The sequence below is a fragment of the Sorangium sp. So ce385 genome (genome assembly GCF_051474135.1).
In the GTDB taxonomy this organism is placed as follows: domain Bacteria; phylum Myxococcota_A; class Polyangia; order Polyangiales; family Polyangiaceae; genus Sorangium; species Sorangium cellulosum_D.
Genome location: NZ_CP150337.1, coordinates 4,738,442 through 4,764,028, shown reverse-complemented (window position 1 = coordinate 4,764,028; position 25,587 = coordinate 4,738,442). Strand labels below are relative to the sequence as shown.

The following is a 25,587-nucleotide window of genomic DNA, read 5'->3' as shown; positions in this document are numbered from 1 at the left end:
CCTGCCGCCCGCCGGCGCGTCGCCTGCCGCCTAGACCCTGCCCACGAGGCGCTCGACCAGGAACGACGCCACGGTGATCGGCTTCGTGCCGGGGCCGAAGCCGGCGTCGAAGCCGAGCTCGACGGCCAGGTTGTGGTCGATGCGCGGGCCGCCGAGGAGCAGGATCACCTTGTCCCGGAAGCCCTGGCGCGTCGCCATCTCGACGAGGGCCGCCGCGTTCTCCTTGTGGCAGTTCCGCTGCGTGATCACCTGCGAGACCAGGATGGCGTCGGCGCCGAGCGCCTTGGCCCGCTCGCAGAGCTCGGCGTTCTCGACCTGCGCGCCGAGGTTGTGGGCGTCGAAACACTTGAAGCTCTCGAGGCCCTTCTCTCCGGCAAAGCCCTTGTAGTTCAGGATCGCGTCGATCCCCACGGTGTGCGCGTCGCTGCCGGTGCAGGCGCCCACGACCACGATCTTGCGGCCGAGCTTCTTCGCCTGTTCCTCGATCTGGTCGCGCGTGAGGGGCTGAGCCGCGAGCTCCTCCACCTCGATGTCCGAGGTGTCGACCCCGTGCTGGGAGTGGCCGTACACCACGAAATAGGTGTGCTCCCGGCTGGCCTGCTCCATGGCCGTGACGAGAGGCTCGCGCAGCCCGTGCGCCTCCGCGAACCGCTTCGCCGCCTCGCGCGCGCGGTCGCCCGGCAGGACGCGGAGGGTGAACGACATCTGGACCATCCCGTCGCCCTCGCGATCGCCATACGCACGCAGGATGTTTCGCTGTGTCATGCTCACCTCGGTCTCACCGGTCGGAAGGGGCCGATCCCCATCAACAGTAGCGCCGGGCGGCCTCGCGTGGCCAGGGCCATCGCGCGGCGGAGAGAGCGCGCAGCGGCCCGCGAGGACAGGAAGAATGCCTTTTGAAGACGTCAGTGAGGCGGCTTCCGGTAACGGTTCACGCCCGGCTCCGGTGCGGGAGGAGATGAACCGCCAGGACTCCAAGGACGCCAAGAGAACCAGAGATCTCGCGTCTTGGCATCTTGGCGTCTTTGGCGTCTCGGCGGTCCGCTTTCCGTTCCCGCCGCCCCGCCAGCGCAGGGAGGCGGGGCGACCTACGACCGCTCCAGCACCTCGAGGATCGGATTCAGGTACTCCGGGTGCCGGGCCACGACGCCCGCGTACCCCTTCCCCCCGGTGCGCGTGCGCTTGACGTCGCCGAACGCGCCGCGCCCGATCGCGTCCCAGAGGGTCTCCCGCTCGACCTCGCCGAGGAGCGCGTGCGCCTTGTCGAGGACCTCGCGGGCGCGCGTCTCGACGATGCCGCCCGGCTTCCACTGGATCTCGTCGCCGAGGTGGCGCGCCGCCGTGAAGATGTAGCGCGCGCTCTTCAGCGAGAGATACCGGTCCATGAGGAGCGGTGTGTGGATCGCCTCGCTGAACATCCCGAGCAGCTCGATCGACTGGCCGGTCGTGATCCCGACCAGGTTGAACATCGCGTCGTGGACGTGGCTGTGGAAGATGTCGCCCGTCTTGAACTTCGTGGGCGGCATCCACTTGATCGGGTGCCGGTCGAAGATCTGCCGGACGAGCTGGGCCTGGGCGAGCTCGAAGAGGAGGCTGTCCTCGAGCCAGGGGTTGATCTCGAACGCGTGGCCGAGGCCCATCTGCTCCTCGCGCAGCCCCGCGCGCCGGGCGAACGCCTCGTTGATGAACTGCGACGCGAGCACCGTGTGGGCCTTCTCGACGGCGTCCGCGGTCGTGAGGTAGTTGTCCTCTCCCGTGTTGATGACGATCCCGCTCCTCGCGATGATCCGGCGGGAGAAGTACTGATCGATGAACGTCCGCTGCATGTTGATGTCGCGGAACAGGATCCCGTACATCGCGTCGTTGAGCAGCATGTCGAGCCGCTCGACCGCCGCCATCCAGGCGATCTCGCTCATGCACAGGCCGGACGAGTAGTTCGTCTGCGCCAGGTAGGTGCCCGTGTCGCGGGTCGCCTCGTCGGTGGCGCGGCGGATGATCCGGAAGTTCTCCTGCGTCGCGTACGTGCCGCCGTACCCCTCGGTGGTCGGCCCCTCCGGGACGTAATCGAGGAGCGACTGAGCGGTCGCCCGGATCACGGCGACGATGTCGGCCCCGGCGAAGCCGGCGGCCTTGGCCTGGACGGCGTCGTCGTAGATGTTGCCGGTCGCGACGATGACGTACTTGAGCGGCGCCACGCCGACCCGGTGCGCCGCCTTGTTGGCCTCGCGCTCCTCGCGGGCCCGGTCGATCCGGGCGATCGCCTCCCGCGTCGCCGCCTCGAGCGCGCCGCGCGCCTCGGCCGCGGTCGGGCCCGCGCCGAAGTCGGCCGCCTCGCTGAACGCGAGCGCCTCGGCCGCCTCCTGCACCGAGGCGGCGCCCTCGCAGAGCGCCCGGCCGAGGTGGTACGCGACGCCCCAGCCCAGCTGCCCCGCCTTGTGGATGCGATCCACGAGCGCGTTCACGAGCGGCGTCCCCTCCGCGTCGGCGCCGACCACGCCGTAGGCCCGGGCCACCGTGCGCTCGACGCCGACCGTGGTGTGGCGGTCGATGAAGCGCTGCACCTCGTCCGCGATGTCGGCGGCAAACGCGCGGCACGCCTCCACCTTTTCCTGCTCCACGGGGACGGTCGTCATGGATTTCTCCGGGGCAGGCGGTCTTAGCGCACTCTCACCGCGACCGGTACTCCGGCGCCAGCGCCGCGCCGGAGCAGCCGGCCGCGAGCGGCGCGCTCGGCGCGCGGCATCGGCGACGCGGCGCGCGGTGTCGGCGACGCGGGCGCGACGCGCGGCATCGACGACGCGGCGCGCGGCATCGGCGACGCGGCGCGCGGCATCGGCGACGCGGCGCGCGGCATCGGCGGGCGGGCCCGCGCGTGCGCCGCGCGGCGGGCGGCGCTAGACGGGGGGCATGGGCAAGCTCATCCTGCTCTTCACGGCGGTCCCCATCCTGGAGCTCTGGCTGCTCCTGTCGATCGGCGACCGCATCGGCTTCTGGCCGACGGTGGCGATCGCGCTCGGAACGGCCGTCCTCGGGGCAGCGCTCGCGAAGCGCGAGGGGCTCAAGGTGCTCGCCTCCTGGCGGGGCGCGATGGCCGAGGGCCGCGTCCCGGACGAGGGGCTCACCGGCGGGCTGCTCGTGCTCATCGGCGCGGCGCTGCTCGTCACGCCGGGGGTGCTGACCGACGTGGCGGGCCTCGTGCTCCTGTTCCCGCCCGCGCGCCGCCGGATCGCGGCGGCCGTGCGCGAGCGGTTCGAGCGGCGCGCGGCCGCGGCGACCGCCGCCGGCCTCGGCGGGTTCGGCCCGGTCGACGGGGCGTTCTTCAGCATGAGGGTCATCGACCTCAGCGGCGGGCCGTTCGGCGGACGCGGCAGAGCGCGCCCCGGCGCGCCCCGCGAGCGGCCGGCGTGGCCGGCGTCTGGCCAGGTCATCGACGTCGAGGCGGAGGTGACCGAGGAGGACGAGCGCGGCGGGCCAGCGCGAGAGACGCGACGACTGCCCCGCTGACACCGCAATGACATCGGCGCTCCGGCGAGCGCACGCGCGCGCCCGCGCCCTCCGCGCACGAGCGACTCTGGCCCTCGACGCCTGAACTCCCGCGTCGGGCCCCGGCGAAACGCGCAAGCAACAACATCCAATGATGATTCACGCGCGGGCTGCATGAATGAAACGACAAAGAAACAATGCCCATTGTAGGCTGTTCAACGTCGTCGGAGAGGTCCGACATCTCAGGAGAAACGACATGAAGATCTGAGCCCACACAACGTCCCGCGACAACGCACAAGGAATCCAACGCAGCAACCCCCTATGCTAGATCCAACTCGAACTGCGATCCCATCGAACCCACCGCGCCGCCCGGGTAGCGGCGCGAAGAACGGCGCTGACACGGCGTCCGGCCCCGAACGAAACGGGCGCGCTCACCTGGGCGCGGCCCGCGCGGCGATGCGCCAGCGGCCCCACGCCCTGCCCTCGCGGAGGGTCCCGCGATGAGGCTCATCAAGTCCATGGCCGGCTGGCTGCTCGGGCACGTCGATCCGAGGGAGCCTCTCGGCAGCTCGCTGATCAACGCCATCTCCCGGCTGCCCATCCACCTCGCCGCCGACGCCGTGTGCCTCCGGAAGAACGCGGACTCCGGCGCGCTCGAGGTCCTCCTGACCCAGCGCGGAGCGTCGGAGTCGAGCCCCGGAGCGTGGTGCTGCCCCGGCAGCGTCCTCTCGCCCGGCGAGCAGCCCGAGCACGTGCTCCACCGCGTCGGAATGACGATCTCCGACTTCACGTTCGTCGGCGACTACTTCTCGGCCGCCGCGCGCGGCTGGATGCTCTCCCGGGTCCATCAGGCGAAGCTCGCCGAGGTCCCGGCCACCGGCGCCTGGTGGCCCGTCGAGCAGCTGCCGAACAACATGGTGCCCAAGCACCGGGAGCAGCTCATTCCGATGGCCATCAAGGCCTTCCACGCCCAGCGCGCGAAGCTCGCGCCCAAGGTCGCCCCCGCGCCGATCACGTGAGCAGCGCGCCGCGGGGCCCCTCGCCGGTCGCGCGAGCGGGCCCCGCCCCCCCTCGCGGCCTCCCGCCACGACGAGCGCCGCCGCCGCGCAGGCCAGCGATCTCCGTCGGGTGATCTGTCCCGGTTGTGGCGATCTCGGCCCGGAGAGAGCTCGCAGGAAAGCGGGGAGCCGGCCGCGGCGATGCGGCGCCCGCGCACACCGGGGAACCTGGAGCGGAAGCGGAAGGAACCGTAGGGGATCTGCGCCGGCCGTCCGCTCGCGGCGCCCGAAGCCGGCCGCTATGGTTCGCGCGCCGCTTGGGTTACGCTGCGCGGTACGGCTGTGGATCCCCGCGGCGGCGCCCTCCGCAGGTGATTCCGCAGGAACATGGAATCCATGACGGTCGACAAGACAGCTCTCATCGTGGGAGGAACGGGCCTCGTCGGCGGCCACTGCTTGCGCCTCCTCGTGCAGCAACCCGCGTACGCGCGGGTCGTCGCCCTGCTGCGCCGCCCGGCCCCGATCGAGGACCCGCGGCTCTCCCAGCGAATCGTCGACTTCGATCGGCTGGACGGCGCGGACTTCGCCGGCGTCACCGACGTGTTCTGCGCGCTCGGGACGACCATCGCCAAAGCGGGCTCCGAAGAGGCCTTCTACCAGATCGACTATCGTTACCCGATCACCATCGCCAGGCTCGCCGAGAAGGCGGGAGTGAAGCAGTTCGTCCTGGTCTCCTCCGTGGGCGCCGATCCGCGCTCGACCAGCTTCTACCTGCGCGTGAAGGGCGAGCTGGAGCAGGAGCTCTCGGGGGCGAGCTTCGCGGCGGTCCACGTCCTGCGCCCGAGCCTGCTCCTCGGCGAGCGGGGCGAGGTCAGGAAGGGCGAGGCGATCGGCGTCGCGGCGGCGCAGACGCTCCGGTTCACGATGAAGGGCGGCCTCCGCAGGTACCGCCCCATCGACGCGAGGACCGTCGCCGGCGCGATGGTCGCGGCCGCGCTCCAGGGGAGCCCCGGCCGCCACGTCTACCACTTCGACGACATGGAAGCGCTCGCCAAGGGCCTCGGCGTGGTCCAGGCCTGATCGCCGCGCCGCCCAGGCGCGCGCGCGCCGGCGGCGCGAGGCCGGCGGCGGACCCCACGGCGACCCCCGCGCCGCCATGGCGCCGCCACCCCCGGCGCGACGCAAGCCCACGAAAGTGCTAGGGCTCGCGGCGGGCACGGCGCTCGCTCGACGCCGCCGCCATGATCTTCGCTGAGCCCCCCTCGCCGATCGTGACCGAGCGCCTCGCCTCTTCCCCGCTGCGCCCCCCGGAGGGCCCGCCCCCGTCGATCGACGCCGTGCTCGCGGATCGGTTCGGCATCGCGTCGTTCCGGCCGTGGCAGCGCGAGGCGATCGACGCCCTGCTCGGGGGCGCGGGCCGCGTCCTCGTCGTCGCGCCGACCGGCGGCGGCAAGTCGCTCTGCTACCAGCTCCCGGCCGTCGCCTTGCCCGGCACGACGCTCGTCCTGAGCCCGCTCATCTCCCTGATGGAAGATCAGGTGCGCGCGCTCGAAACGCGGGGCATCCCCGCGACGTTCGTCGCCTCCAGCCTCCCGCGCGAGGAGAACGGCCGCCGCCTCGCCGCCCTGCGCCGCGGCGAGTACAAGCTCGTCTACGCCGCGCCCGAGCGCCTCGCCTTCGACGGCTTCCTCGAGGCGCTCGCCGACAGCCGGCTCTCGCTCGTCGCCGTCGACGAGGCGCACTGCATCGTCCAGTGGGGGCACGACTTCCGGCCCGACTACCTGCGCATCGGCGCCGCGCTCGCGCGGCTCCGCCCGCCCCGGGTCCTCGCCTGCACCGCGACGGCGACCCCCGACGCGCGCGACGAGATCATCCGGCGCCTCGGCTGGCCGCGGAGCTCGCCCGGCGACGACGGCGGCGCCGCGGGCGAGCCCGGGCCGGAAGGGCCGCCGCCCAAGGTCATCCTGCGCGGCTTCGCCCGGCCCAACCTCCACCTGCAGGTCTCCGCGGTGGACGGCCCGCGCGAGGCCGGGCGCCTCACGGCGCGCGCGCTCCTGGACGCCCTCGGCGACCCCGGGCGGCCCCGCGGCGCGGGCATCGTGTACGCCGCCACCCGCAAGGGGGCGGAGCGCCTCGCCGAGGCGCTCCGCGACGCCGGCTGGAACGCCGAGGCGTACCACGCCGGCCTCGCCCCCGAGTCGCGCGCGCGCCTGTCGGCCGGCTTCGCGGATCGCAGCCTCTCCGTGGTGGTCGCTACGAACGCCTTCGGCATGGGCATCGACCGGCCCGACGTGCGCCTCGTCGTGCACGCCCAGCCGCCGTCGTCGATCGAGGCCTATTACCAGGAGGTCGGCCGCGCCGGCCGCGACGGCGACCCGGCCCGCGGCCTGCTCCTGTTCGCGCCCGCGGACATCGCGCTGCGCCGCCGGCTCTGCCAGCTCGGCGAGGGGGGCGCCGAGGCCAGCGCCGACGACGCCGCGCGCGCGTGGGGGCTCTTCCGCGAGCTGCTCCGCTACATCGACGCCGCGACGTGCCGGCACGACTTCATCCTCCGCTACTTCGGCGACGAGGCCGAGTCGCTCGGCGGCTGCGGCCACTGCGACGTCTGCCTCGAGGTCGACGCCCTGGAGGAGAGCGACCCGGCCGCGCTCGCCCGCGACAACGACCTCGTGCGCCGCGCGCTCGCCGGCGTCGCGCGGGCGAAGGGCGGCGCCGGGATGCAGGCGATCGCGTCGATGCTCATCGGCGAGTCGAACGAGCGCGTCCGCCGCATGGGGCTCGACCGGCTCTCCACCTTCGGCGTCCTCGAGGGGAAGCGCCACGACGAGGCCATGTCGATCCTGCGGGTCCTGCTGGCCAACGCCTGGATCGATCTCACCACCGGCGAGTTCCCCGTCCCGCTCGTCACGCCCTCGGGCTGGCGCGTGATGCGCGGCGAGGTGCCCGCCCGGGTGCGGCTCCCGCTCCCCGCCGCGCGCCGGAAGCCGCCGCGCCGACCGGCGGCCCCCTCGCCCGCCGCGCGCCCGGCGCCGGCCGCGCGCGCGTCCTCCGCGGCGGCCCACGACCGGCCGCCGGCCGCGCCCGTCGCCTCCTCGCCCGCGCAGGCGGAGCCCGGGGTCGACCTCGAGGAGCGGGACGTCCCGCTGTTCGAGGCGCTGCGCGCCCACAGGGCCGCGCTGGCCAAGGAGAAATCGCTCCCCGCCTACATCATCGCGCACGACCGGACGCTCCGGGAGATCGCGCGGATCCGGCCCGCGTCGCTCGACGATCTCGCGCTCGCGCGCGGCATGGGGCAGGCGAAGATCTCGAGCTACGGCGAGGGCATCCTCCGCGTGGTGCGGGAGTTCTCGGGCGCCTAGAGCGACGAACGGGTCGAAGCCGCTCGAAAGAGCAGAGATTCGAACCGCCAAGGGCGCCAAGGACGCCGAGATTTCATTCTCTTCGTGGCGTTCTCGGCGTTCTTGCCGTCCTTGGCGGCTCACCTCTCGTTCGATGAACGTGAGCGGCGTCTTCGTCGACCGGGTCGAACCCGGGCGCGCGCTTCACGCGTGGCCCGCGACGCGGAGCTCCGCGATCAGCTGGCCATCCAGGCTCACGAAGGTGGTGAGCCGGCCCTCGACGTTGATGAACACGTCGAGCATCACGCCGGCGCCGAGATCCACGACGTGGAGATCGTCCTTGAGGACCACCGCCGGGGCCTCGCCTCCCCTCGGCGGCCGCCTGGATTCCCGTTCCATGGCCTTCTTCGAGTTCATGCCCCCCTCCGCCCGCTGGCCCGTCCGAGCCGCGCGCCCCCGGAGCCACCTCCGCGCGCCGCGCGGCCCCGCCGGGCGCGATCGCGCGCGCGCGGCGCCGCGCTCGCCAGCGGACACGACAAGCGCGTTCCATGCCGTGCTCGCACGGCCGAAGTGATCCTTCCCTTCACGCAGCCCCCTTTCTCTCCGCTCCTCGCCCGACCCGCTGCGCCTCCATTTCATCGGATCGGCGTGGCGGGAAGATAGGAAGTTCAGGGGACGATCGGACTTTTCTTCCCGGCTTCCCATGCTCCCGCGTGAGCCGGACAACCACGGATCACCCGGCAACCGCGGCCTTCCGCTCGACCGCGCCCCGGGCGCAAGCGACGCCGGACCGGGCCGCCGCGGCCCTCCTCAGCTCACCCGCGCCCAAGACGCAAGCGACGCCGCGGCGCCCACGGAGACCCTGCCCGAGGAGAGCACGTCGCCGAGCGCCGGCTGCTCCAGGAGCATCGCCTCGACCCGCAGCAGCGCCGGCAGATAGACGACCTCCCGCGCCAGGCCGCCGCCCCGGTGGACCCGCGCCGCGATGCGCAGGGCATCGGCGGTGGAGCGCGCGCCGCGCGCCTCGAGCAGCCGCGCGGTCTCGACGAAGCTGGCGCCGCGCTCGACGCTGCGCGCGGCGAGGTGGCGCAGCCCGAGCTCGACGCGGCGGGCGCCGACCAGGTACCCCGCGGCGCGCTCGCGGGCGAGCGCCCAGCCCTCCTGGTCGTCGCCGCCGTTCGCCGTCCCGATCGCGAAGATCCCGAGCGGGAGCGCCGCGGCGCGCACGCCCGGCGCCGCGTGCCCCTCGATCTCGTGCAGCACGGTGCGCTCCACGTCGTCGCGCGTGAGCATGCGCCCCCGCGCGACCTGGATCACCCCGTCGCCCGTCGCGGCGAGCGGCGCGATGTCGGCGATCACGACCCGGAGCGGCAGGCGCCGCGCCCCGATCTCGCGCCGCATCCGCGACACGAGCGACCGGGGCGAGCGCGCGTCGTCGCTCCGCACCCGCTCCTCGTCGCCCGCGGTCGCGCCCGCGCCCTGCTCGACCCAGGCCGCGGCGAGCGCGTCCGCCTGCGCGTCGAACGCGTCGCGCGCGGCGTAGCGGCGGCGCGCGGCGGCCCAGCACCCCGCCCCGCCCGCGACCTCGCAGATCGCGGCCTCCGCGGCGAGCTCGAGGGCGCGCCCGGCGTAGACCGCGCCGAGCTCCCCCAGATCCGCGAGCCGCTCGGCCGCCGTGTCCATCGCCATCCGGAGATCGCTGTGGTCCTGCGCGGGCGCGTAGACGAACCGCGGCACCTCCCCGCCCCCCTTGCCCCACGCGGCGGCGAGCCGCGCGAGCTCCTCGACGAGGTTCACCGGCGTGCTCGAGCCGACCACGCGGATCCGCCGCGCGGCGGCGCCGAGGAGCCGATCCGCGTCCGGCACCCAGGCCGGCGGCCCGGCGGGCCTAGCCCGAGGACGCCGCGCCACGCTCCGCTGCCCCTTTCACGCTCGCCCCCGCCCCGCTGGCTCTCGCCCCGGTCGCCCCTGTCCTGCTCGCCCCCACGCCGCTTGCTCCCGTCCTGCTCGCCGCGCGAACGCGCCGCGCGCCCCCTGCCGCGCGCGTCAGAGCAGGTTCGCCGCGAGCTCCGCGAGCTCGCTGCGCTCGCCCTTGGCGAGCACCACGTGCCCCGCGATGCGCTCGCGCCGGAACCGCTCCGCCACCACGAGCAGGCCGTTCGACGCGTGATCCACGTACGGGTTGTCGATCTGCTGCGGATCGCCCGTCAGCACGATCTTGGTCCCCTCGCCGCACCGGGTGATGATCGTCTTCACCTCGTGCGGGGTGAGGTTCTGGGCCTCGTCCACGATGAGGTACTGGTGCGGCAGGCTGCGCCCGCGGATGTAGGTCAGCGGCTCGACCTGGATGCGCCCGCTCTCCAGGAGCTCCACGAAGCCGCGCGCGTCGCGCCCCGGCTTCGTGCCGCCGTTCGAGAACAGGAACTCGAGGTTGTCGAAGATCGGCTGCATCCACGGGTTCAGCTTCTCGTCCACGTCGCCCGGAAGGAAGCCCAGATCGCGCCCGAGCGGCATGATCGGCCGGCTCACGAGCAGCCGGCTGTAGGCGTTGTCCTCCGTCGTCCGCTTGAGCGCCGCGGCGAGCGCCAGGAGCGTCTTGCCCGTCCCCGCCTTGCCGATGAGCGTGATCAGCCGGACGGAATCGTCGAGCAGGAGGTCGAGCGCGAAGGCCTGCTCCTTGTTGCGCGGCCGGACCCCCATCACCCCCTCCCGCCCGACGCGGAGCGCGACGATCTGCCCGCGCGCCGCGTCGAAGCGCCCGAGCGCCGTGTGGCTCGGCGCCCCCGCGTCGCGGAGGAGCACCGCCGAATTCGGCAAGAGATCCGCGAGGTTGGCGCCGGCGAGAAAGCCGTTCTGGAAGAACGCGTCGACCTCGGCGCCGGGCACCTCGAGCTCCACCACCGACTGCTCGATGGCCGGATCGTGCACCCGCTGGTTCTCGTACGTCTCCGCCGGGATCCCGAGCGCGTCGGCGCGGATCCGGAGGTTCGTGTCCATGGTCACGAAGATGGTCGGCCGGTCCTTGTGCCGGTCGCGGATGTCGATCGCCGTCTGCAGGATGGCGTTGTCCTGCGAGCCCGACTCCAGCCCCACGAGCAGCTCCGGCCGCCGCTCCGGGATCGCGATCCGCAGGGTGCCGCCGCTCTCCAGGAGCACGCCGGTCGCGAGCGTGCCGGCGCCGCGGACCTCGTCGAGCAGCCGGGCGATCGTCCTCGCGTTGCGCCCGCGCTCGGAGCCCTCCCGCTTGAACTGGTCGATCTCCTCGATCGCGTAGATCGGGATGATGACGTCGTTGTCCTCGAACTTGAAGATCGCGTGGGGATCGTGGAGCAGGACGTTCGCGTCGAGGACGTAATTCTTCTTCATAGGGGGAGCGCGACGGCGTAGCCGCCTGAGGCGACGGGCGCAAGAGCGTGTTGCGCCGCCCGCCCGGGGATGTCGCCATCTGGAGATCGGCGGGAGCTCCTCGCCGACATCAGAAGAAATACCGCGCTTCGACTCGGCCGGATCCGGAAGATCGCCAGCGCGCCCGCGGCGTCTCCATCGTCTACGTCAGATTCCAGGCGGGTCGCCGCCGTCACAGATCGATCCGGTAGTCCTTGATCTTGTAGAGCAGCGCCCGGTGGCTGATCTCCAGCACCTCGGCGGCCTTGGTCCGGTTGCCCTTCGTCTTCTGGAGCGCGCGCCGGATGAGGATCTCCTCGATGACGCGCGACGTCTTCTTGATCGACAGCTCGCCGCTCGTCAGCTGCATCTGGATCGGGTCGCGCGCCTCGCGGATCCGCTCGGGCAGGTCGGCCTCGCCGATGCGCTCGCCCTCGCAGAGCACCATGGCGCGCTCGACGGTGTTCTCCAGCTCCCGGACGTTGCCCGGCCACCGGTACTCCAGGAGCAGCCGCCGCGCCTCGGGCTCGAAGCCGCGGATGTTGATGCCGAACCGCGCGTTGTTCCTCGCGAGGAAGTGATCCATGAGGATCGGGATGTCCTCCCGCCGCTCCCGGAGCGGCGGGATCGCGATCGGGAGCACGTTGATCCGGTAGAAGAGGTCCTCGCGGAACCGGCCGGCCTGCGTCTCGGCCAGGAGGTCGCGGTGCGTCGCCGCGAGGATGCGGACGTCGACCTTGATGTCCTTGTTGTCACCCAGGCGGCGGATCGTCTCCTCCTGGAGCACCCGGAGCAGCTTCACCTGGAGCGAGAGCGGCAGCTCGCCGATCTCGTCGAGCAGCAGCGTGCCGTGGTTCGCCTGCTCGAACAGCCCCGCCCTGTCGTTCACCGCGTCGGTGAACGCGCCCCGCTTGTACCCGAAGAGCTCGCTCTCCAGCAGGTTCTCCGGGATGGCCCCGCAGTTGACCGCGACGAACGGCCCGCCGCGGCGGCCGGACCTCCGGTGGATCGCCCGGGCCACGAGCTCCTTGCCGACCCCGCTCTCGCCCGTGATGAGCGCCGTGGTCTTGTAGTCGGCGACCTTCGCGATCGTCTTGAAGATCGCCTGCATCGGCGGGCTCTTCGCGAGGATCTCCTCGAACAGGTTCTCCCGCCGGATCTCCTGGCGCAGCGCGCGGTTCTCGCGGCGGAGCGCCTCCCGCTCCTCGGCCTTGCGGAGCGTGAGCAGCACCTCCTCGGCCTTGAACGGCTTCTGGATGTAATCGTACGCGCCCGCCTTCATCGCCTCGATGGCCATGTCGACGTTGCCGTAGGCGCTCATCACGATGACCGTGGCCTCGTTCCCCTTCGCCTTGAGCGTCGCCAGGAGGTCGAGGCCGCCCATCCTGGGCATCCGGACGTCGGTGAGGATCACGTCGGGCCCGAACGTCTCGACCATCGCGAGCGCCTCCTCGCCGCTCGAGACCGCCTCGACCTCATAGCCATCCCGCTTGAGGAACGTGCGCACCACGAGGCGCAGGTTTTCTTCGTCGTCGACGACTAGGACGCGGCGCATAGACCCTGAAAACTTTTCCTACACCGGCGCGCATCACTCCGCAACGAGTTGCACATTGCCGTATGCCGCGGTGCGGCCATCCGCGGGGAGCCGACCTCGAACGCGGGGTGCGGTGTCGGGGGGACGACAGGGCGGCGGGCGGGCTCTGCGAAGGGCGACGCGCACCGCGCGAAGGCCGCTGCGCGACGCGGGATGCGCCTGCGCGGCGGCCGTGCTCCGCGGCGGGCGCGCGGGGCTGTTCCCGTTGACGCAGGTCGCGCAGGCTGCTTTAGCGGCGACGCGCACCGGAAGCGAGCAGGGCCGCGCGCGGCCCGACGTGATACGCCGGAGCGGCCTTCGCGGGCAGGACCGCGTCCCTTAACCGATCGCGTGAGGAGCCAGGGCATGAGCATGAAGGATCGTCTGGTCGACCAAGCAAAGAAGCTCGCCTCGTCGAGCACGGTCGTCCGAGTCGTCAGCAACGATCGCGTGATGCGGCTCGCCACCGGGGTCATGGATGCGAAGAACCGCCTGCGCGCCGCCCGGGAGCGGGCCGCGGAGGCGTGGGACATCCTGCTGAACGGGCACGCGCTCCCGAACATCGATCCGGCGCTCGACGACGAGGCCGGCGTCCACGGGGCGACGCCGGCCCGCGCGGCGTCGCCGCGGCCGTCCGCGCGCGCCGCGGGCGCCGCGGGGCTGTCGGCCGTGGAGGAGGCGGCGAGCGCCCCGTCCGAGCGGGCCGCCGCCCGCCCGCACGTGAACGGCGTCGGCGCGAACGGCGCGGCCGTGAACGGCGCCGGCGCGAACGGCGCGGGCACCTACGTGGCGGCGGCGGCCGAGCAGCAGCTCGCGACCCAGATGGCGGCGCGGACGTCGCTCGCGCGGATCGGCGGGCGCGACGTGTTCGAGAAGGCGTACAAGTTCATGACCGCGGACAACGCCCGCGCCATGGGGGTCTACCCCTTCTTCCGCCCGCTCGACTTCAACAACGGCCCCGAGGCGCAGCTCGAGGGGCGCACCGTGATCATGCTCGGCTCGAACAACTACCTCGGGCTGACGACCCACCCGAAGGTGCGGGAAGCGGCGCGGAACGCCATCGACAAGTACGGCACGAGCATGACCGGCTCGCGGCTCGTGAACGGCTCGATGCGCCTCCACAACGAGCTCGAGGAGAAGCTCGCCGCCTACCACGGCAAGGAGGCGGGGCTCGTGTTCACGACCGGCTACCAGGTGAACATCGCGACGATCTCGGCGCTCCTCAGCAACAAGCGGAGCGTCGCGATCATCGACAAGGACGATCACGCGTCGATCTACGACGGCGTGCGGCTCGCGCAGGCGGCCGGAGCCCGGATGGTCCGCTACAAGCACAGCGACCCCGCGGCGCTCGACAGCGCGCTCTCCGAGATCGCCGACACCGAGGGGGCGCTCGTCATCACCGACGGCGTCTTCAGCGCCCAGGGCGAGATCGCGAACCTGCCCGGGATCGTCGAGGTGGTGAAGAAGCACAAGGCGCGGCTCCTGGTCGACGACGCGCACGCCCTCGGCGTCATCGGCCCGGGCGGCCGCGGCACCGCCGCGCACTTCGGCCTCGGCAAGGAGGTCGACCTCATCGGCGGCACCTTCTCGAAGTCGCTCGCCTCGATCGGCGGCTGGCTCGTCGGCGAGCGCAAGGTGCTCGATTACATTCAGCATTTCGCCTACAGCTTCCTCTTCGCGGCGAGCGCGGCGCCGCCCTGCGTCGCGGCGGCCATGGCCTCGCTCGAGGTCATGCAGGAGGAGCCGTGGCGGCAGGAGAAGCTCCGCGAGAACTTCACCTACATGCGCACGGAGCTGCAGCGGCTCGGCTTCGAGCTCGGCAAGACCGAGACGGCCGTGATCCCGATCTACATCCGCGACGACCTCAAGACCGTCATGATGTGGAAGTCGCTCCTCGACGACTACTCGCTCTACGTGAACCCGTTCATCACGCCGGGCGTCCCGCCGAAGCAGCAGGTCCTCCGCACGAGCTACATGGCGACCCACGAGCGCAAGCACCTCGATCACGCGCTCGAGGCGTTCGAGAAGGTCGGCAAGAAGTTCGGCGTGATCTGAGCCGAGCGCCGCGCCGTCGGGCTCGCCGGTCGCGCGCGGGCGGGCCCCGAGGCGCCTCCGCCCCCGCCCGCCCGTGGTATCGAGGGGCGATGACGATCGTCCTCCATCGCTTCCCGCTCAGTCACTTCTCCGAGAAGGCCCGGGCTGCCCTCGACTTCAAGGGGCTCGACTACCGGATCGAGGAGCACAAGCCCGGTCCCGAGCAGATCGCCATCTACCGCCTCTCGGGCCAGCGCAAGCTCCCGGTGATCGAGCACGACGGCGCGGTCGTCGCGGACTCCACCGAGATCGCGCTCTACCTGGAGCGCACCTTCCCCGAGAGGCGGCGCCTGCTCCCCGACGATCCGGAGCAGCGGCGCGAGGTCCTCGCCCTGGAGGCGCACCTCGACGATACGCTCGGAAAGTACGCGCCCTTCTGCTTGCTGCGCCGCGGCCTCCGCGAGGAGCACTACCTGGACGCGCTGGGCGCCGCGATGGGGCCGTTCGCGCACGCCGGGCTCGGCGCCCTGGCGGCCGTCCTCCCGCTGGCCGAGGCGCGGGTGGGCGCCGTGGAGCGGTGGCTCGACGCCGCGGAGCGCGCCGTGCGCACGACCCTCGCCGAGCTGTGCGCTCGCCTCGAGGGCTCGGCGTACCTCGTCGGCGACGCGCCGTCGCTCGCCGACGTCGCCGCCGTGGCCCTCGTTTATCCGCTCAAGTTCCCGCCGTCGAAGCACCTCTTCAAGCCGGAGCTCGCGGGCACGTCGGTGCGCAGAATCACCGAGGACCCCGCCCTCGCCCGCTTCTTCGATTTCCGGGATCGGTTCTACCGCGACCACCTCCGGTAAGCCGCGGCGCGCGCCGACGCCGCGCGCCGGCGCCGCGCCCCGCGGATCCCCGCGCCCTCGCGATCGCGGCGATCGCCGCCGCGTTCGGCATTTTCGCCGGACCGCGGCCGTGGTGAGCTGGGCGATCATGGATCTCCGACCGTTCATGCAAGGTGTCGGCGCGGCGCTGGGGCCCGCGCTCCGCGCGTTCTTCCTGACCGCCGCGACCATGTCGCTCCTGGCGGTCGTCCTCGCCGGGTCCTCCTATGCGATCGCGGCGGACGGCTCGGCGCTGCGCGGGGCGCTCGCGGCGATCGTGGCGCTCGCGCTCTCTGCCGTGGTCGGCTTCACCCTCTCGTGGAAGCGGGCGCTCGGCGCCGGCGTCCTGCAGGTCGTGCGGTCGAAGCGCCTCGGCGGGATGCTCGTGACCGCGGTGTTCGAGCGGCTGCTCGGCGTCTCGGATGAGGCCGAGGTGGGCGCGCGCGGCGGGCGGGTGGCGCAGGCGGTGGAGGGCGTGCCGATCAACGAGGCGGTGAAGCGGCTGCGCCTCGCGGTGATCCACAGGGTGCAGGCGGCGCCGCAAGGGGGCGGCCTGCGGGGGATCTTGCGGCGCAAGATCGAGGCGCAGCTGCTCAAGAGCATCGAGGCGCTGACGCTGGCGCGCTTCCGGAACGAGGCCCACCAGAAGGGCGGCATCGATCTGGTCAAGGTGCGGGACGAGGTCGCCCAGGGCGTGGACGACCTGGTCACGGACGAGATCGAAGGGACGCTCCTGGTCACGACGCTGCTCCTCGTCGGGGCCGCCGCGGCCGCGTCGCTCGGGGCGGCCGCGGGCATCCAGTACATCCCCCTCTGAGGCGGCGCGCCGCCCCGAGGCATCGCCCGGGGCCCGAGCGCAGGCCCCCTCAGCCCGGCGCGCCCTGGGCCTCGGCGATCAGCCCCTCGTCCGGGCGCAGCTCGGCGGCCTCGTCGAGCCGCTCCCCTGCCCGATCGAGCCCGGTGGAGAGCAGGACGCGCGCCCCTCCGGCGCCGGCGGCCAGCGCCAGACGGCGCGGGTGCGACGACAGGTTGAGCAGGACGAGGAGCCGGCGGCCGCCGTGCTCGCGCGCGTAGGCCAGCACGTCCTCGCCCGCGGCGAGCGGCGCGTAGGCGCCGACGGCGAGCGCCGGCTCGGCCCGCCGGAGGGCGATGAGCGCGCGGTAGAGCGAGAGGATCGAGCCCGGATCGCCGCGCAGCGCCTCGACGTTGTTGCGATCGGCGTCGGGCGCGAGCGGCAGCCACGGCCTGCCGGCGGTGAAGCCACAGCCAGCGCCGCCGCCCCACTGCATGGGCGTGCGCTCCGGGTCGCGCCCGACGCCGAGGCCGGGCACGTTCTTCTCGAACGGGTCCTGCACCTCGCCGGGCGCGATCGGGACATCGCACATCCCGATCTCGTCGCCGTAGTAGAGCGTCGGGGTGCCGCGGAGCGTGAGCAGCAGCATCGCGGCGACGCGCGCCTGGGCGGCGCCGACGCGGCTCTTGATGCGCGGCTTGTCGTGGTTGCCGAGCACCCAGTTCGGCCACGCGCCCTCCGGCAGCGCCGCCTCGTACTCGCGCACGATCTCCGCGATCGCCCGCGCGTCCCAGGGCGCGCCGATGAGGTGGAAGTTGAAGGGCAGGTGCATGCCGGAGAGGTCCTGTCCGTAATAGGCCATCAGCCGATCGAACGGCAGGTAGGCCTCGCCGATCAGCACCCGATCGTCGTAGTCGTCGAGCACGCGGCGCATGGCGGCGACGGCCTCGTGCACCTCCGGGCGATCGGTCGTGTACAGCCGGAGGAGCTTGCGGTGCGGGGGCATGCCGGGCCTCCAGTGCGGGTTCGGCGGGTTGTCGCGGAGCTCGCTGTCCTTGATGAGGTGGTGAATCGTGTCCACGCGGAACCCGTCCACGCCGCGATCGAGCCAGAAGCGCATCACCGAGAGCATCGCGTCGCGCACCTCGGGGTTGCGCCAGTCGAGGTCGGGCTGCTCCTTCAGATACGCGTGGTAGTAATACTGCCCTGTCGCCGCGTCCGACTCCCACGCAGGGCCCCCGAACTCGCTGAGCCAGTTCGTGGGCGGGCCGCCGTCCGGCGCCGGATCGCGCCAGAGGTACCAGCCGCGCTTCGCGCTCTCGCGCGACGCGCGCGACTCGACGAACCAGGGGTGCTGATCCGAGGTGTGGTTCGGCACGAAATCCAGGATGACCTTGAGGCCCAGGCCGTGCGCGTCGCGGACGAGCGCGTCGAAATCGTCCAGCGTGCCGAAGCGGGGGTCGATGCCGCGGTAGTCCGACACGTCGTAACCGAAGTCGGCCATCGGCGATGTGTAGATGGGAGAGATCCAGATCGCGTCGACGCCGAGCCACGCCAGGTACGAGAGGCGCGACCGGATGCCGCGCAGATCGCCGATGCCGTCGCCGTTCGAGTCCATGAACGAGCGCGGGTAGATCTGGTAGACAATCCCGCGCTGCCACCACCGTGCATCGAGCATGTCGGGCGCTCCGTTCGGTCGTTTCGCGGTCGATTCGCGGCGCGAACATAGCACGTCGCGCCCGCGGCACGGAGCGCTCGCCGCCTCGGCCGGCGGTGCGCCCGGACGTGATGTAGCCTACCGGCCGCACGGCCCGCGCGCTGCGCTCCGCCCGATCGCCCGCGCCATGCCTGCAGCGCCGGCCGCGGTGCGATGGACGAGCCGCGCCCCGCCTCGGCTGCGGCGTTCGGCGGGCGCGGGCGGCGGCGAGCGCGCCGCCTCGGCCGCGGCGGGGGCGGCGAGCGCGCCGCCCAGGAGCGCGGGCGCGGCGTCGATCGCTCGCGCCCCTGCACAACGGCTTTGCCTAAGCGCTCTCGACTACGTTACTGTCGTCCCGCTGCCGTTACGCTCCGTGTTGCTCTCACGTTTCATGTTGCTTTCACCTCATGTCGCGCAGAGGAGGCAGTTCCAATGATCGAGAACGTTATGGGGAAATGTTGCTCGGCGCTCGCGTGCGTCGTGGGCTTGCTCGCGTCGCCGGCCGCCTGGGCTCAGGATCCCGCGCCGCCCCCGGCTGATCCGGGCGCCGCGGCGGCCCCCGCGGACACCCCTGCGCCAGCGCCCCCGGCAGAGCCGACCGCGACGGCGGGCGACGCGGCGACGGGCGGCCAGGCGGCGCCCGCCACGCCGGCGCCGGGCACCACCGAGCCGGTCGGAGAGCCGCCGCCGGCGCCGAGCCAGATCCCGAGCTGGTTCCGGGTCGACGCGGACAACCTCGGTCTCCAGGTCTGGGCCGGCGCCTCGCACCAGCTCGGCCCGATCAGCCTCTCGAGCGACATCTATCTCACCACGCTGGGAACCGCCGAGTTCGACATCGGCCCCGCCTTCACGTTCGGTCCGGTCACCATCAATCCGATGGTGGGCTTCGCGTTCAACTTCGTGACGCAGCAGCCGGCGGCGCTGGTCGCCCCGCAGCTGTTCACCTACATCGACGCGAAGCCGGTGTATTTCGAGTCGTGGATCCTCGGATCGTTCTCCAGCATGTTCAACGAGAGCGTCCAGAACTACCTCTACTCGAGGGACTTCCTCCTCTTCTATCCGACCGACGACTTCGGCATCGGCCCGCACCTCGAGCTCTCGGTCGACCTCAACGAGGTCGTGCTCGCCGCGGACGATCCGGCCACGGCCGGCGTGAACGAGGAGGCTATCGACAACACCGGCCTCGCCAGCCTGCAGATCGGCGGCGTGATCGGGCTGAACTACGGCACGGGGAACAAGCTGCTCCTCTACCTCGGCTACGAGACGCAGAAGGAGAGCCAGCTCAACGACAAGATCGCTGGCCGGTTCACGTTCATCCACAACTTCTGAGCGGCGCCGGCGACGTCGCCTCGGGGTCGGGCTTCCCAGCGGCCTTGGGCGCTGGTACCGAAGCGGCATGGCCCAACGGTTCCTGTTCGCCGCCGCGCTGTGCAGCCTCCTCGGACTCGGGTGCCAGGCCCAGAGCCACGCCCCGCCGCCCGCTTCGACCCCGGACGCCCCCGCGTGCCAGCCGGCCGACTGCGGCCCGCTCGCGAAGATCGCCCGCATCTGCGACGACGGCTCCACCGCCGCCCCGCAGTGCGCGCGCGCCGAGGGCGGGGCGTGTCGCTGGGAGCACGTCTGCCCCGGCCCGAAGCCGGCGGCCGAGGCGCCGGCCCCGGGCCCGAGCCAGCCCGCCCCGGACGCGCAGCCGCCCGGCGCGGGCTTCGCCGACGCGAACGCAGCGTTCGCGCAGCGGCTCTACGGCGCGCTCGCCGGCACGACAGGCAAGCTCTTCTTCTCGCCGGCGAGCGTCTCGACCGCGCTGGCCATGACCTACGCCGGCGCCCGGGGCGAGACGGCGGCCCAGATGGCGAAGGCGCTCGAGTTCACCCTCCCGCCCGAGGCGCTGCACCCCGCGTTCGGCGGGCTCGTCAAGCAGCTCACGCAGGCGGACCCCAAGGCGCCCGAGCTCCGGATCGCCAACCGTCTGTGGGGCCAGGCCGGGCTGCCGATCGAGCCCGCGTTCCAGAGCGCCACCCAGCAGCATTACGGGGCGGGGATCGAGCTCGTCGACTTCAAGGGCGCGAGCGAGCAGGCGCGAGGGCGCATCAACCGATGGGTCGACGAGCAGACGAACGCGAAGATCAAAGACCTGATGCCGGCGGGCAGCATCACGCCCCTCACGCGGCTCGTCCTCACGAACGCCATTTACTTCAAGGGGAGATGGGCGACGCCCTTCGACAAGCAGGCGACCAAGAACGAGCCGTTCACGGTGAAGCCCGGCACGGCGCCGGCGGTGCCGATGATGCGCAAGACGCTCAAGGCGCGCTTCGGGCAGGTCGACGACGCTTCGGTGCTGGAGCTCGCCTACGAGGCGCAGGACCCCGAGCGCCCCCTGGCCATGGTCGTCATCCTGCCCGCGCAGGCGGACGGGCTTCCCAAGGTGGAGCAGCGCCTCTCGGCCGGGCAGCTCAAGGCGTACGTGGAGGCGCTCCAGCCGGCGCGGGTCGACGTGGCGCTGCCGCGCTTCAAGATGACCGCGGAGTTCGAGCTCTCGAAGGCGCTGGCGGGGCTCGGCATGCCGCTCGCGTTCGACGCGGCGAAGGCCGATTTCTCCGGGATCACGAGGGCGGAGCCGCTCTTCCTCTCGCAGGTCCGGCACAAGGCGTTCGTGGAGGTCAACGAGGAAGGGACCGAGGCCGCCGCGGCAACGGGCGTCGTCGTGTCGACGCGGGCGGCCCCGGCGCCGCCGCAGGTGTTCCGCGCGGATCACCCGTTCGCGTTCCTGATCCGCGACGTGGCGACCGGCGCCGTGCTGTTCATGGGCCGCGTGACCGATCCGCGGTGACCCGATCGGCGGCCCTGCCGAGGGACGCCGAATGTCCGCGCCGCGCAGGGGAACCGCGGTACGATGCGCCGTTTTGCCGGGGCCTACGCCGGCTCCGCCACCCCTCGACGCCAAGGAGCGAGCGATGAAGAACGACGACGGTGCGAAGGTGCTGCATGCGGTCCGTGACCTGGCCCCCGCGATCGCCGCGCGGAGCGCGGAGATCGAGGAGGCGCGGCGCCTCCCGGCGGACCTGCTCGGGCAGCTCAAGGCCGCGGGCTGCTTCCGGATGTTCCTGCCGAGGAGCCATGGCGGCCACGAGGTGGATCTGCGCACGGGGATGGACGTCCTGGAGACGCTCGCCCGGGCGGACGGGGCCACCGGCTGGACGGTGATGATCGGCTCGGAGAGCCCGCACCTCTTCGCGCTCCTGTCGCGCGAGCGCTTCGACGCCGTCTACGCGGGCGGGCCGGACGTGATCATCGGCGGCGGCTTCAACGCGCAGGGCGAGGCCCACGCGGCCGAGGGCGGCTATCGCGTCACCGGGCGCTGGAGCTTCGCGAGCGGCTGCGAGCACGCCAGCTGGCTGTTCGGGAACTGCGTGATCCTCGACGGCGGCCGCCCCCGGATGGGCCCCGCGGGCGATGCGCGCGAAATGCCAGAGATGCGGGGCATGCTGTTCCCCGCGAGCGAGGTGCGCATCATCGACACCTGGTCCGTGCTGGGCCTGCGCGGCACGGGCAGCCACGACATCATGATGGAAGGGGCGTACTGCCCCGCGGAGCACAGCTTCGATATCTTCCAGGGCCAGCCGTCGGTGCCGGGCCCGGGGTTCGTCGCGCCGGTCCTGCACTTCGTGCTCCACATGGGGGCCGTGGCGGTGGGCATCGCCCAGGGCGCGCTCGACGACATCGTGGCGCTCGCGAGCTCGGGCAAGAAGCGGCTGTACGCGCGCGCCCAGCTCGCCGACTCGCCGGTGTTCCAGGTGCACCTCGGCCGCGCGGAGACGAGCGTGCGCGCCGCCCGCGCCCTGCTGCGCGACACGGGGGAAGAGTTCTGGGCCGCGTGCGTGAACGACCCCGGCGCCGCCCTGGCGATGGCGCCGCGGATCTCGGGCGCGCTGGCCTGGGTGACGGAGGTGGCGGCCCGCGCCGTGGACGCCTGCTATCAGGCCGGCGGGGGCGGCGTCGCCCGGAACGCCTCGCCCGTGCAGCGGCGGTTCCGGGACATCCACACCTTCTCTCAACACGCCGCCGCCGCGGAGGGGTGGTTCGGCCAGGCCGGCGCCGCGCTCCTCGGCCAGCCGACCGGCTTCTGGACCTGAGCCGAGCGCGCCCGTACGCCGCGCCCGCCGCGCGCGACCCGATCGCGCCGCGGCGCCGCCGCGGTATAGGTGGCCTCGCATTGCGCCCCGGTCCGCTCGCCCCGCTGCTCCTCGCCGTCCTGTCGGCCGTCGCCTGCGCCGGCGCCCCGCGCCCGACCGCTGCGCCCGCGCCGCCGGCCAGGGCCGGCGCCTGCCCGCCCCGCCCGGCCTGCGATGCGCCGCCGCCGGCCGCCTTGCCGCGCGGGTTCAGGCACACGCGCTCGCGCCTCGTCGCGAGCGGGTGGCCGCGCCACCGGGGCCGCGACCTCTTCGCGCGCCCCGGAGGCCCCCAGTGGGCCATCGCGAAGTTCGCCTACGGGCCGCAGGACGACGATCTCGAGGACGAGGACGTCGAGGCTTATCTCCTGCGCGGCTGCAGCGGCGCCTGGGAGCGGCTCGGCACCTTCCGGACGAGCGGCGACGATCGCCCGCGCCCGACCGCGGAGGGCATCCCGGACACCGGCGGGCGCGTCTACCTCGATCTCACGGCGGGGCGGCGCCTCGACGTCGGCCGGCACCGCGTCCACTTCGCCGTGGTCGGCGACGGCACGAGCGCGGATCTGTTCATCGAGGTCCTCCCGCCCGGCGCGCGCGTGGCCGTCACCGACGTCGACGGGACGCTCACCTCGAGCGAGGTGGCGGTGGTCGGCGAGCTCTTCGGCGGCGCCCCGCCGGCTGCCCACCCCGGCGCGGCCGAGGCGATGCGCGCGCTGGCCGACAGCGGGGTTCACCTCTTCTACGTGACCGCGCGCCCCGAGTGGCTCGTGGGGAGCACGCGAGCGTGGCTGAGGAGGCAGGGATTCCCGCCGGGCATCCTCCACACCACCATCGGCGTCACCGGCGCCTTCGGCCGCGCGGCCGCCGAGTACAAGACGATCGAGCTCGGGTGGCTCAAGGCGCGGACGGGCATCGTGCCGTCCTTCGGCTTCGGCAACATGCCGAGCGACGTCGCGACGTACACGGCCGCGGGGATCGCCCCTTCACGATGCTTTTATTACAAGCTCGGCGGCGATCTCCGCGGCGGCGTGCACCACGACGACTACCGGGCCCTCGCCGCGGCGCTCTTCAGCCCACCTGCCGCCTGCGCGCCCTGAGGGTCGCGCAGGCGCGCCCCTGGACGGGGCGCCCCCGCCGCCGATCACAGCGGGATCTCGATCACGTCCTCGCAGGTGAAGTCGACGCCCAGGGCCGCCGCGGGGTCGGACTGCACCGCGCTGCACGCGTCCTCGCAGAGCTCGATCTGCGTCGGGTTCGCGGGGTTGTCGTAGCGCCAGGCGTCGCCGCTCGCGCACTCCTGATCGTACGCGAGGGCCTTTGGCTCGCTCTGTCCGCTCGCGTACGTCACGCGCACCCGCTGCTTGTCGAACGTCCTCCCCTCGGGGGCCGGCGGGATCGCGATCGTGCACGACACCGCGGCGCCGCGGATCTGGTCGATGGCCGCCCTGAAGCTGGTCGCCGTCGCGTCGGGGTTGCCGGTCTCGATGATGAACGCCTCCCCCGTGCCGCCGGCCACGGCGATCTCGGCCAGGTTGTCCACGTTCCCCGGATTGTCGTCCGGCGGGTTCGCCACCCCGATCACGTAGGTCGGGATGTTGTCTTGGCGCCCCTCCTCGACGTGCTCGACCACGGCCTCGATCGAGTCGGACCCCTCGCACAGCTGCGGGTAGCCGTCGGTCACGAGCACGAGCGCGTACTTACCGGGCTTCTCCCGGCGCTGCTGCTGGACGAACGACATCGTCCCCTCGACCACGAACGCCGTCGGCGTGCCCATGCGCCAGTCGTCGTCGCTCTCCGGCGTGACGTCATCGATCGCCTCGGCGAACGCCTCGGAGGGCAGCGGCGTCATCTCGACGTCCGGCGAGCTGTAGGTCCTGGCCGAGCACATCCGCCGCCGCTCCGCGCCGGGGAAGAAGGTGAGCGAGGCGGTGAGCCCCGCGGACGCAGGATCCGCGAAGAACTGCTTTGTCGCAGCGACGACGGGATCCCACTTGAGCTCCTTGCTGTGCGAGGGCCGATCGTTCGCGCCCATGCTACCCGAGACGTCGAACGCGACCGCCAGGTACACGGGCTGGAGCTCGGCGCTCGCCCTGTGCGTGGCGCACGCGTCGCCGGCGCCGGTCGAGCCGCCGGCGCCGCTCGGATTCGAGCCGCTGCCCGAGGTCAGACCGCTCCCTGAGCCGACGGAGCCGAAGCCGCCGTCATCGCCGCCACTTCCGTTGCCCGAGCTGTTCGAGCCGCCCGGGGAGAGATCGTCGCCGCCCGAGCCGCCGCACGCCGTACCGACCGCAGCCACCACGAACAAGGCAATGCCCATCGCAGGCAATCTCATGGCCTGACTCCTTTATAAGCAAGTGCCGGCGCCGTGCGCCGGTAGAGAGAAGCAACCCACCACATGAGTGCCTCACGAGCCGACGCGCCGCCGGACCGCGCTCATGAGACCTCGCCACCCATGAATAGTATAAGCCAGAAATCTCCTCATTGCGAGACATGGTTTCTAAAATACGGTGTCAGTCGGTGCCCGTCTGAGGCGCCGTCACCGCAACTCACCCGTGTGGCGGCAAAACCTGTAAGCCGATGTGACCTGCGCGCTCACACGGGCGCTCGCCGGTGCTAGGCTCCGTACCGTATGGTCCGTATGGCCCGCATCGTTCGCACCGTCCGCGCGGTTTGTTTCGATTTGATGGACACCGTCCTCTACGACCCGTACCGCGAGGCGCTCGCCGCGGCGATCCGGGCGGCCGCGCCCGGCGACGTCGCCCGGCACCGCGACCCCACGTGCTGGCCCGCGTTCGAGTGCGGCGAGATCGATGAGGCCGAGTTCGTCCGCCGGTTCTTCCGCGAGGGCGCCGAGGGCGTCTCGTTCGATATCGACGCCTTCAACCGCGTGCGCCGCGCGGAATACCGCTTCTTGCCCGGCGTGCGGGAGCTCGTCGAGGCGCTGGAGGGCCGCGCGCTCCGGTTCGTGGCGAGCAACTACCCCGTGTGGGTCGAGGAGCTGCGCGAGGCGTTCGCGCTCGACGCCCTGTTCGAGGGTGTCTATTCGAGCCATCACCTGCGCGTGCGCAAGCCGGCGCGCGAGTTCTTCGATCGCCTCGTGAGCCGCATCGGCGTCGACGCGGGCGACTGCCTGTTCGTCGACGATCGCGCGGAGAACTGCGACGCGGCGGCCGCGGTCGGGATGCGCGCGCACCTGTTCGACGGCGCCGCGGGGCTGCGCGCCCGGCTCGTCGACGAGGGCTTGCTCGACGCCTGA

Annotated in this window: 20 protein-coding genes; 12 read left to right on the top strand and 8 right to left on the bottom strand. The window is 72.6% G+C overall.

Going from position 1 to position 25,587, the window contains the following annotated elements; translation table 11 throughout:
* Positions 1-30: 30 nt before the first annotated feature.
* Both WME83_RS17550 and WME83_RS17545 read right to left on the bottom strand, forming a co-directional pair.
* Complete coding sequence (locus tag WME83_RS17550; RefSeq protein ID WP_061621541.1) at positions 31-765, bottom strand: OAM dimerization domain-containing protein; 735 nt, start codon at positions 763-765, stop codon at positions 31-33.
* 323 nt (positions 766-1,088) lie between these two features.
* On the bottom strand, positions 1,089-2,633 hold the full coding sequence (locus WME83_RS17545) for a lysine 5,6-aminomutase subunit alpha (RefSeq protein WP_437320430.1): 1,545 nt from the start codon (positions 2,631-2,633) through the stop codon (positions 1,089-1,091).
* A gap of 274 nt (positions 2,634-2,907) precedes the next feature.
* Here WME83_RS17545 and WME83_RS17540 point away from each other — a divergent pair, with 274 nt between their 5' ends.
* The 4 genes from WME83_RS17540 to WME83_RS17525 all read left to right on the top strand — a co-directional run bounded on the left by WME83_RS17540 (position 2,908) and on the right by WME83_RS17525 (position 7,840).
* On the top strand, positions 2,908-3,504 hold the full coding sequence (locus WME83_RS17540) for an FxsA family protein (RefSeq protein ID WP_437320429.1): 597 nt from the start codon (positions 2,908-2,910) through the stop codon (positions 3,502-3,504).
* A 479-nt stretch (positions 3,505-3,983) separates the two neighbouring features.
* Positions 3,984-4,502: an NUDIX hydrolase gene (locus WME83_RS17535; protein ID WP_437320428.1), complete on the top strand. Its 519-nt coding sequence runs from the start codon at positions 3,984-3,986 to the stop codon at positions 4,500-4,502.
* A 366-nt stretch (positions 4,503-4,868) separates the two neighbouring features.
* Positions 4,869-5,561, top strand: a complete 693-nt coding sequence (locus tag WME83_RS17530; RefSeq protein WP_437320427.1) for an oxidoreductase — start codon at positions 4,869-4,871, stop codon at positions 5,559-5,561.
* A gap of 161 nt (positions 5,562-5,722) precedes the next feature.
* Positions 5,723-7,840, top strand: coding sequence for a RecQ family ATP-dependent DNA helicase (locus WME83_RS17525; protein WP_437320426.1), 2,118 nt, complete (start codon positions 5,723-5,725; stop codon positions 7,838-7,840).
* A 183-nt stretch (positions 7,841-8,023) separates the two neighbouring features.
* Here the strand turns inward: WME83_RS17525 and WME83_RS17520 are convergent, their stop codons facing one another.
* From WME83_RS17520 to WME83_RS17505, 4 genes are all read right to left on the bottom strand, one after another.
* Positions 8,024-8,236 carry a hypothetical protein gene (locus WME83_RS17520; RefSeq protein ID WP_148313657.1) on the bottom strand — a complete coding sequence of 71 codons (213 nt, stop codon included), beginning with the start codon at positions 8,234-8,236 and terminating at the stop codon, positions 8,024-8,026.
* Between the two features lie 393 nt (positions 8,237-8,629).
* Positions 8,630-9,685: a tyrosine/phenylalanine carboxypeptidase domain-containing protein gene (locus tag WME83_RS17515; protein ID WP_437320425.1), complete on the bottom strand. Its 1,056-nt coding sequence runs from the start codon at positions 9,683-9,685 to the stop codon at positions 8,630-8,632.
* Positions 9,686-9,865: 180 nt separating this feature from the next.
* Complete coding sequence (locus WME83_RS17510; protein WP_437320424.1) at positions 9,866-11,185, bottom strand: PhoH family protein; 1,320 nt, start codon at positions 11,183-11,185, stop codon at positions 9,866-9,868.
* A 211-nt stretch (positions 11,186-11,396) separates the two neighbouring features.
* The gene (locus tag WME83_RS17505; RefSeq protein ID WP_020735460.1) at positions 11,397-12,758 is read right to left on the bottom strand and encodes a sigma-54-dependent transcriptional regulator; all 1,362 of its coding nucleotides are present in this window, start codon (positions 12,756-12,758) and stop codon (positions 11,397-11,399) included.
* 384 nt (positions 12,759-13,142) lie between these two features.
* Between WME83_RS17505 and WME83_RS17500 the strand changes: the two genes are divergently transcribed.
* The 3 genes from WME83_RS17500 (at position 13,143) to WME83_RS17490 (ending at position 16,490) form a co-directional block, all read left to right on the top strand.
* Positions 13,143-14,831, top strand: a complete 1,689-nt coding sequence (locus WME83_RS17500) for an aminotransferase class I/II-fold pyridoxal phosphate-dependent enzyme (RefSeq protein ID WP_437320423.1) — start codon at positions 13,143-13,145, stop codon at positions 14,829-14,831.
* An 89-nt stretch (positions 14,832-14,920) separates the two neighbouring features.
* The gene (locus WME83_RS17495) at positions 14,921-15,655 is read left to right on the top strand and encodes a glutathione S-transferase family protein (protein WP_437320422.1); all 735 of its coding nucleotides are present in this window, start codon (positions 14,921-14,923) and stop codon (positions 15,653-15,655) included.
* Positions 15,656-15,782: 127 nt separating this feature from the next.
* Positions 15,783-16,490, top strand: a complete 708-nt coding sequence (locus WME83_RS17490; RefSeq protein ID WP_437320421.1) for a hypothetical protein — start codon at positions 15,783-15,785, stop codon at positions 16,488-16,490.
* A 49-nt stretch (positions 16,491-16,539) separates the two neighbouring features.
* Here the strand turns inward: WME83_RS17490 and WME83_RS17485 are convergent, their stop codons facing one another.
* Positions 16,540-18,144: an alpha-amylase family glycosyl hydrolase gene (locus WME83_RS17485; protein WP_437320420.1), complete on the bottom strand. Its 1,605-nt coding sequence runs from the start codon at positions 18,142-18,144 to the stop codon at positions 16,540-16,542.
* A 465-nt stretch (positions 18,145-18,609) separates the two neighbouring features.
* On the opposite strand from WME83_RS17485, the gene WME83_RS17480 reads away from it, so the two are divergent.
* The 4 genes from WME83_RS17480 (at position 18,610) to WME83_RS17465 (ending at position 23,428) form a co-directional block, all read left to right on the top strand.
* Complete coding sequence (locus WME83_RS17480) at positions 18,610-19,491, top strand: hypothetical protein (RefSeq protein ID WP_437320419.1); 882 nt, start codon at positions 18,610-18,612, stop codon at positions 19,489-19,491.
* 67 nt (positions 19,492-19,558) lie between these two features.
* Entirely contained in the window at positions 19,559-20,992 is a 1,434-nt protein-coding gene (locus WME83_RS17475; RefSeq protein ID WP_437320418.1) for a serpin family protein, read from the top strand.
* 124 nt (positions 20,993-21,116) lie between these two features.
* A complete protein-coding gene (locus tag WME83_RS17470; protein WP_437320417.1) occupies positions 21,117-22,295 on the top strand; it encodes an acyl-CoA dehydrogenase family protein in 1,179 nt (392 codons plus the stop codon).
* Between the two features lie 80 nt (positions 22,296-22,375).
* Positions 22,376-23,428, top strand: coding sequence for an LNS2 domain-containing protein (locus WME83_RS17465; RefSeq protein WP_437320416.1), 1,053 nt, complete (start codon positions 22,376-22,378; stop codon positions 23,426-23,428).
* A 44-nt stretch (positions 23,429-23,472) separates the two neighbouring features.
* On the opposite strand, the gene WME83_RS17460 is transcribed toward WME83_RS17465, so the two are convergent.
* Positions 23,473-24,663, bottom strand: coding sequence for a vWA domain-containing protein (locus WME83_RS17460; protein ID WP_437320415.1), 1,191 nt, complete (start codon positions 24,661-24,663; stop codon positions 23,473-23,475).
* A 297-nt stretch (positions 24,664-24,960) separates the two neighbouring features.
* Between WME83_RS17460 and WME83_RS17455 the strand changes: the two genes are divergently transcribed.
* A complete protein-coding gene (locus tag WME83_RS17455; RefSeq protein WP_437320414.1) occupies positions 24,961-25,587 on the top strand; it encodes an HAD family hydrolase in 627 nt (208 codons plus the stop codon).

Coding starts and splice junctions, on each gene's coding strand:
- WME83_RS17530 (WP_437320427.1), top strand. CDS start 4,869: ATGGAATCCATGACGGTCGACAAGACAGCTCTCATCGTGGGAGGAACG.
- WME83_RS17460 (WP_437320415.1), bottom strand. CDS start 24,663: ATGAGATTGCCTGCGATGGGCATTGCCTTGTTCGTGGTGGCTGCGGTC.
- WME83_RS17480 (WP_437320419.1), top strand. CDS start 18,610: ATGGGGAAATGTTGCTCGGCGCTCGCGTGCGTCGTGGGCTTGCTCGCG.
- WME83_RS17545 (WP_437320430.1), bottom strand. CDS start 2,633: ATGACGACCGTCCCCGTGGAGCAGGAAAAGGTGGAGGCGTGCCGCGCG.
- WME83_RS17550 (WP_061621541.1), bottom strand. CDS start 765: ATGACACAGCGAAACATCCTGCGTGCGTATGGCGATCGCGAGGGCGAC.
- WME83_RS17505 (WP_020735460.1), bottom strand. CDS start 12,758: ATGCGCCGCGTCCTAGTCGTCGACGACGAAGAAAACCTGCGCCTCGTG.
- WME83_RS17500 (WP_437320423.1), top strand. CDS start 13,143: ATGAGCATGAAGGATCGTCTGGTCGACCAAGCAAAGAAGCTCGCCTCG.
- WME83_RS17475 (WP_437320418.1), top strand. CDS start 19,559: ATGGCCCAACGGTTCCTGTTCGCCGCCGCGCTGTGCAGCCTCCTCGGA.
- WME83_RS17470 (WP_437320417.1), top strand. CDS start 21,117: ATGAAGAACGACGACGGTGCGAAGGTGCTGCATGCGGTCCGTGACCTG.
- WME83_RS17525 (WP_437320426.1), top strand. CDS start 5,723: ATGATCTTCGCTGAGCCCCCCTCGCCGATCGTGACCGAGCGCCTCGCC.
- WME83_RS17455 (WP_437320414.1), top strand. CDS start 24,961: ATGGTCCGTATGGCCCGCATCGTTCGCACCGTCCGCGCGGTTTGTTTC.
- WME83_RS17510 (WP_437320424.1), bottom strand. CDS start 11,185: ATGAAGAAGAATTACGTCCTCGACGCGAACGTCCTGCTCCACGATCCC.
- WME83_RS17520 (WP_148313657.1), bottom strand. CDS start 8,236: ATGAACTCGAAGAAGGCCATGGAACGGGAATCCAGGCGGCCGCCGAGG.
- WME83_RS17490 (WP_437320421.1), top strand. CDS start 15,783: ATGGATCTCCGACCGTTCATGCAAGGTGTCGGCGCGGCGCTGGGGCCC.
- WME83_RS17535 (WP_437320428.1), top strand. CDS start 3,984: ATGAGGCTCATCAAGTCCATGGCCGGCTGGCTGCTCGGGCACGTCGAT.
- WME83_RS17485 (WP_437320420.1), bottom strand. CDS start 18,144: ATGCTCGATGCACGGTGGTGGCAGCGCGGGATTGTCTACCAGATCTAC.
- WME83_RS17495 (WP_437320422.1), top strand. CDS start 14,921: ATGACGATCGTCCTCCATCGCTTCCCGCTCAGTCACTTCTCCGAGAAG.
- WME83_RS17540 (WP_437320429.1), top strand. CDS start 2,908: ATGGGCAAGCTCATCCTGCTCTTCACGGCGGTCCCCATCCTGGAGCTC.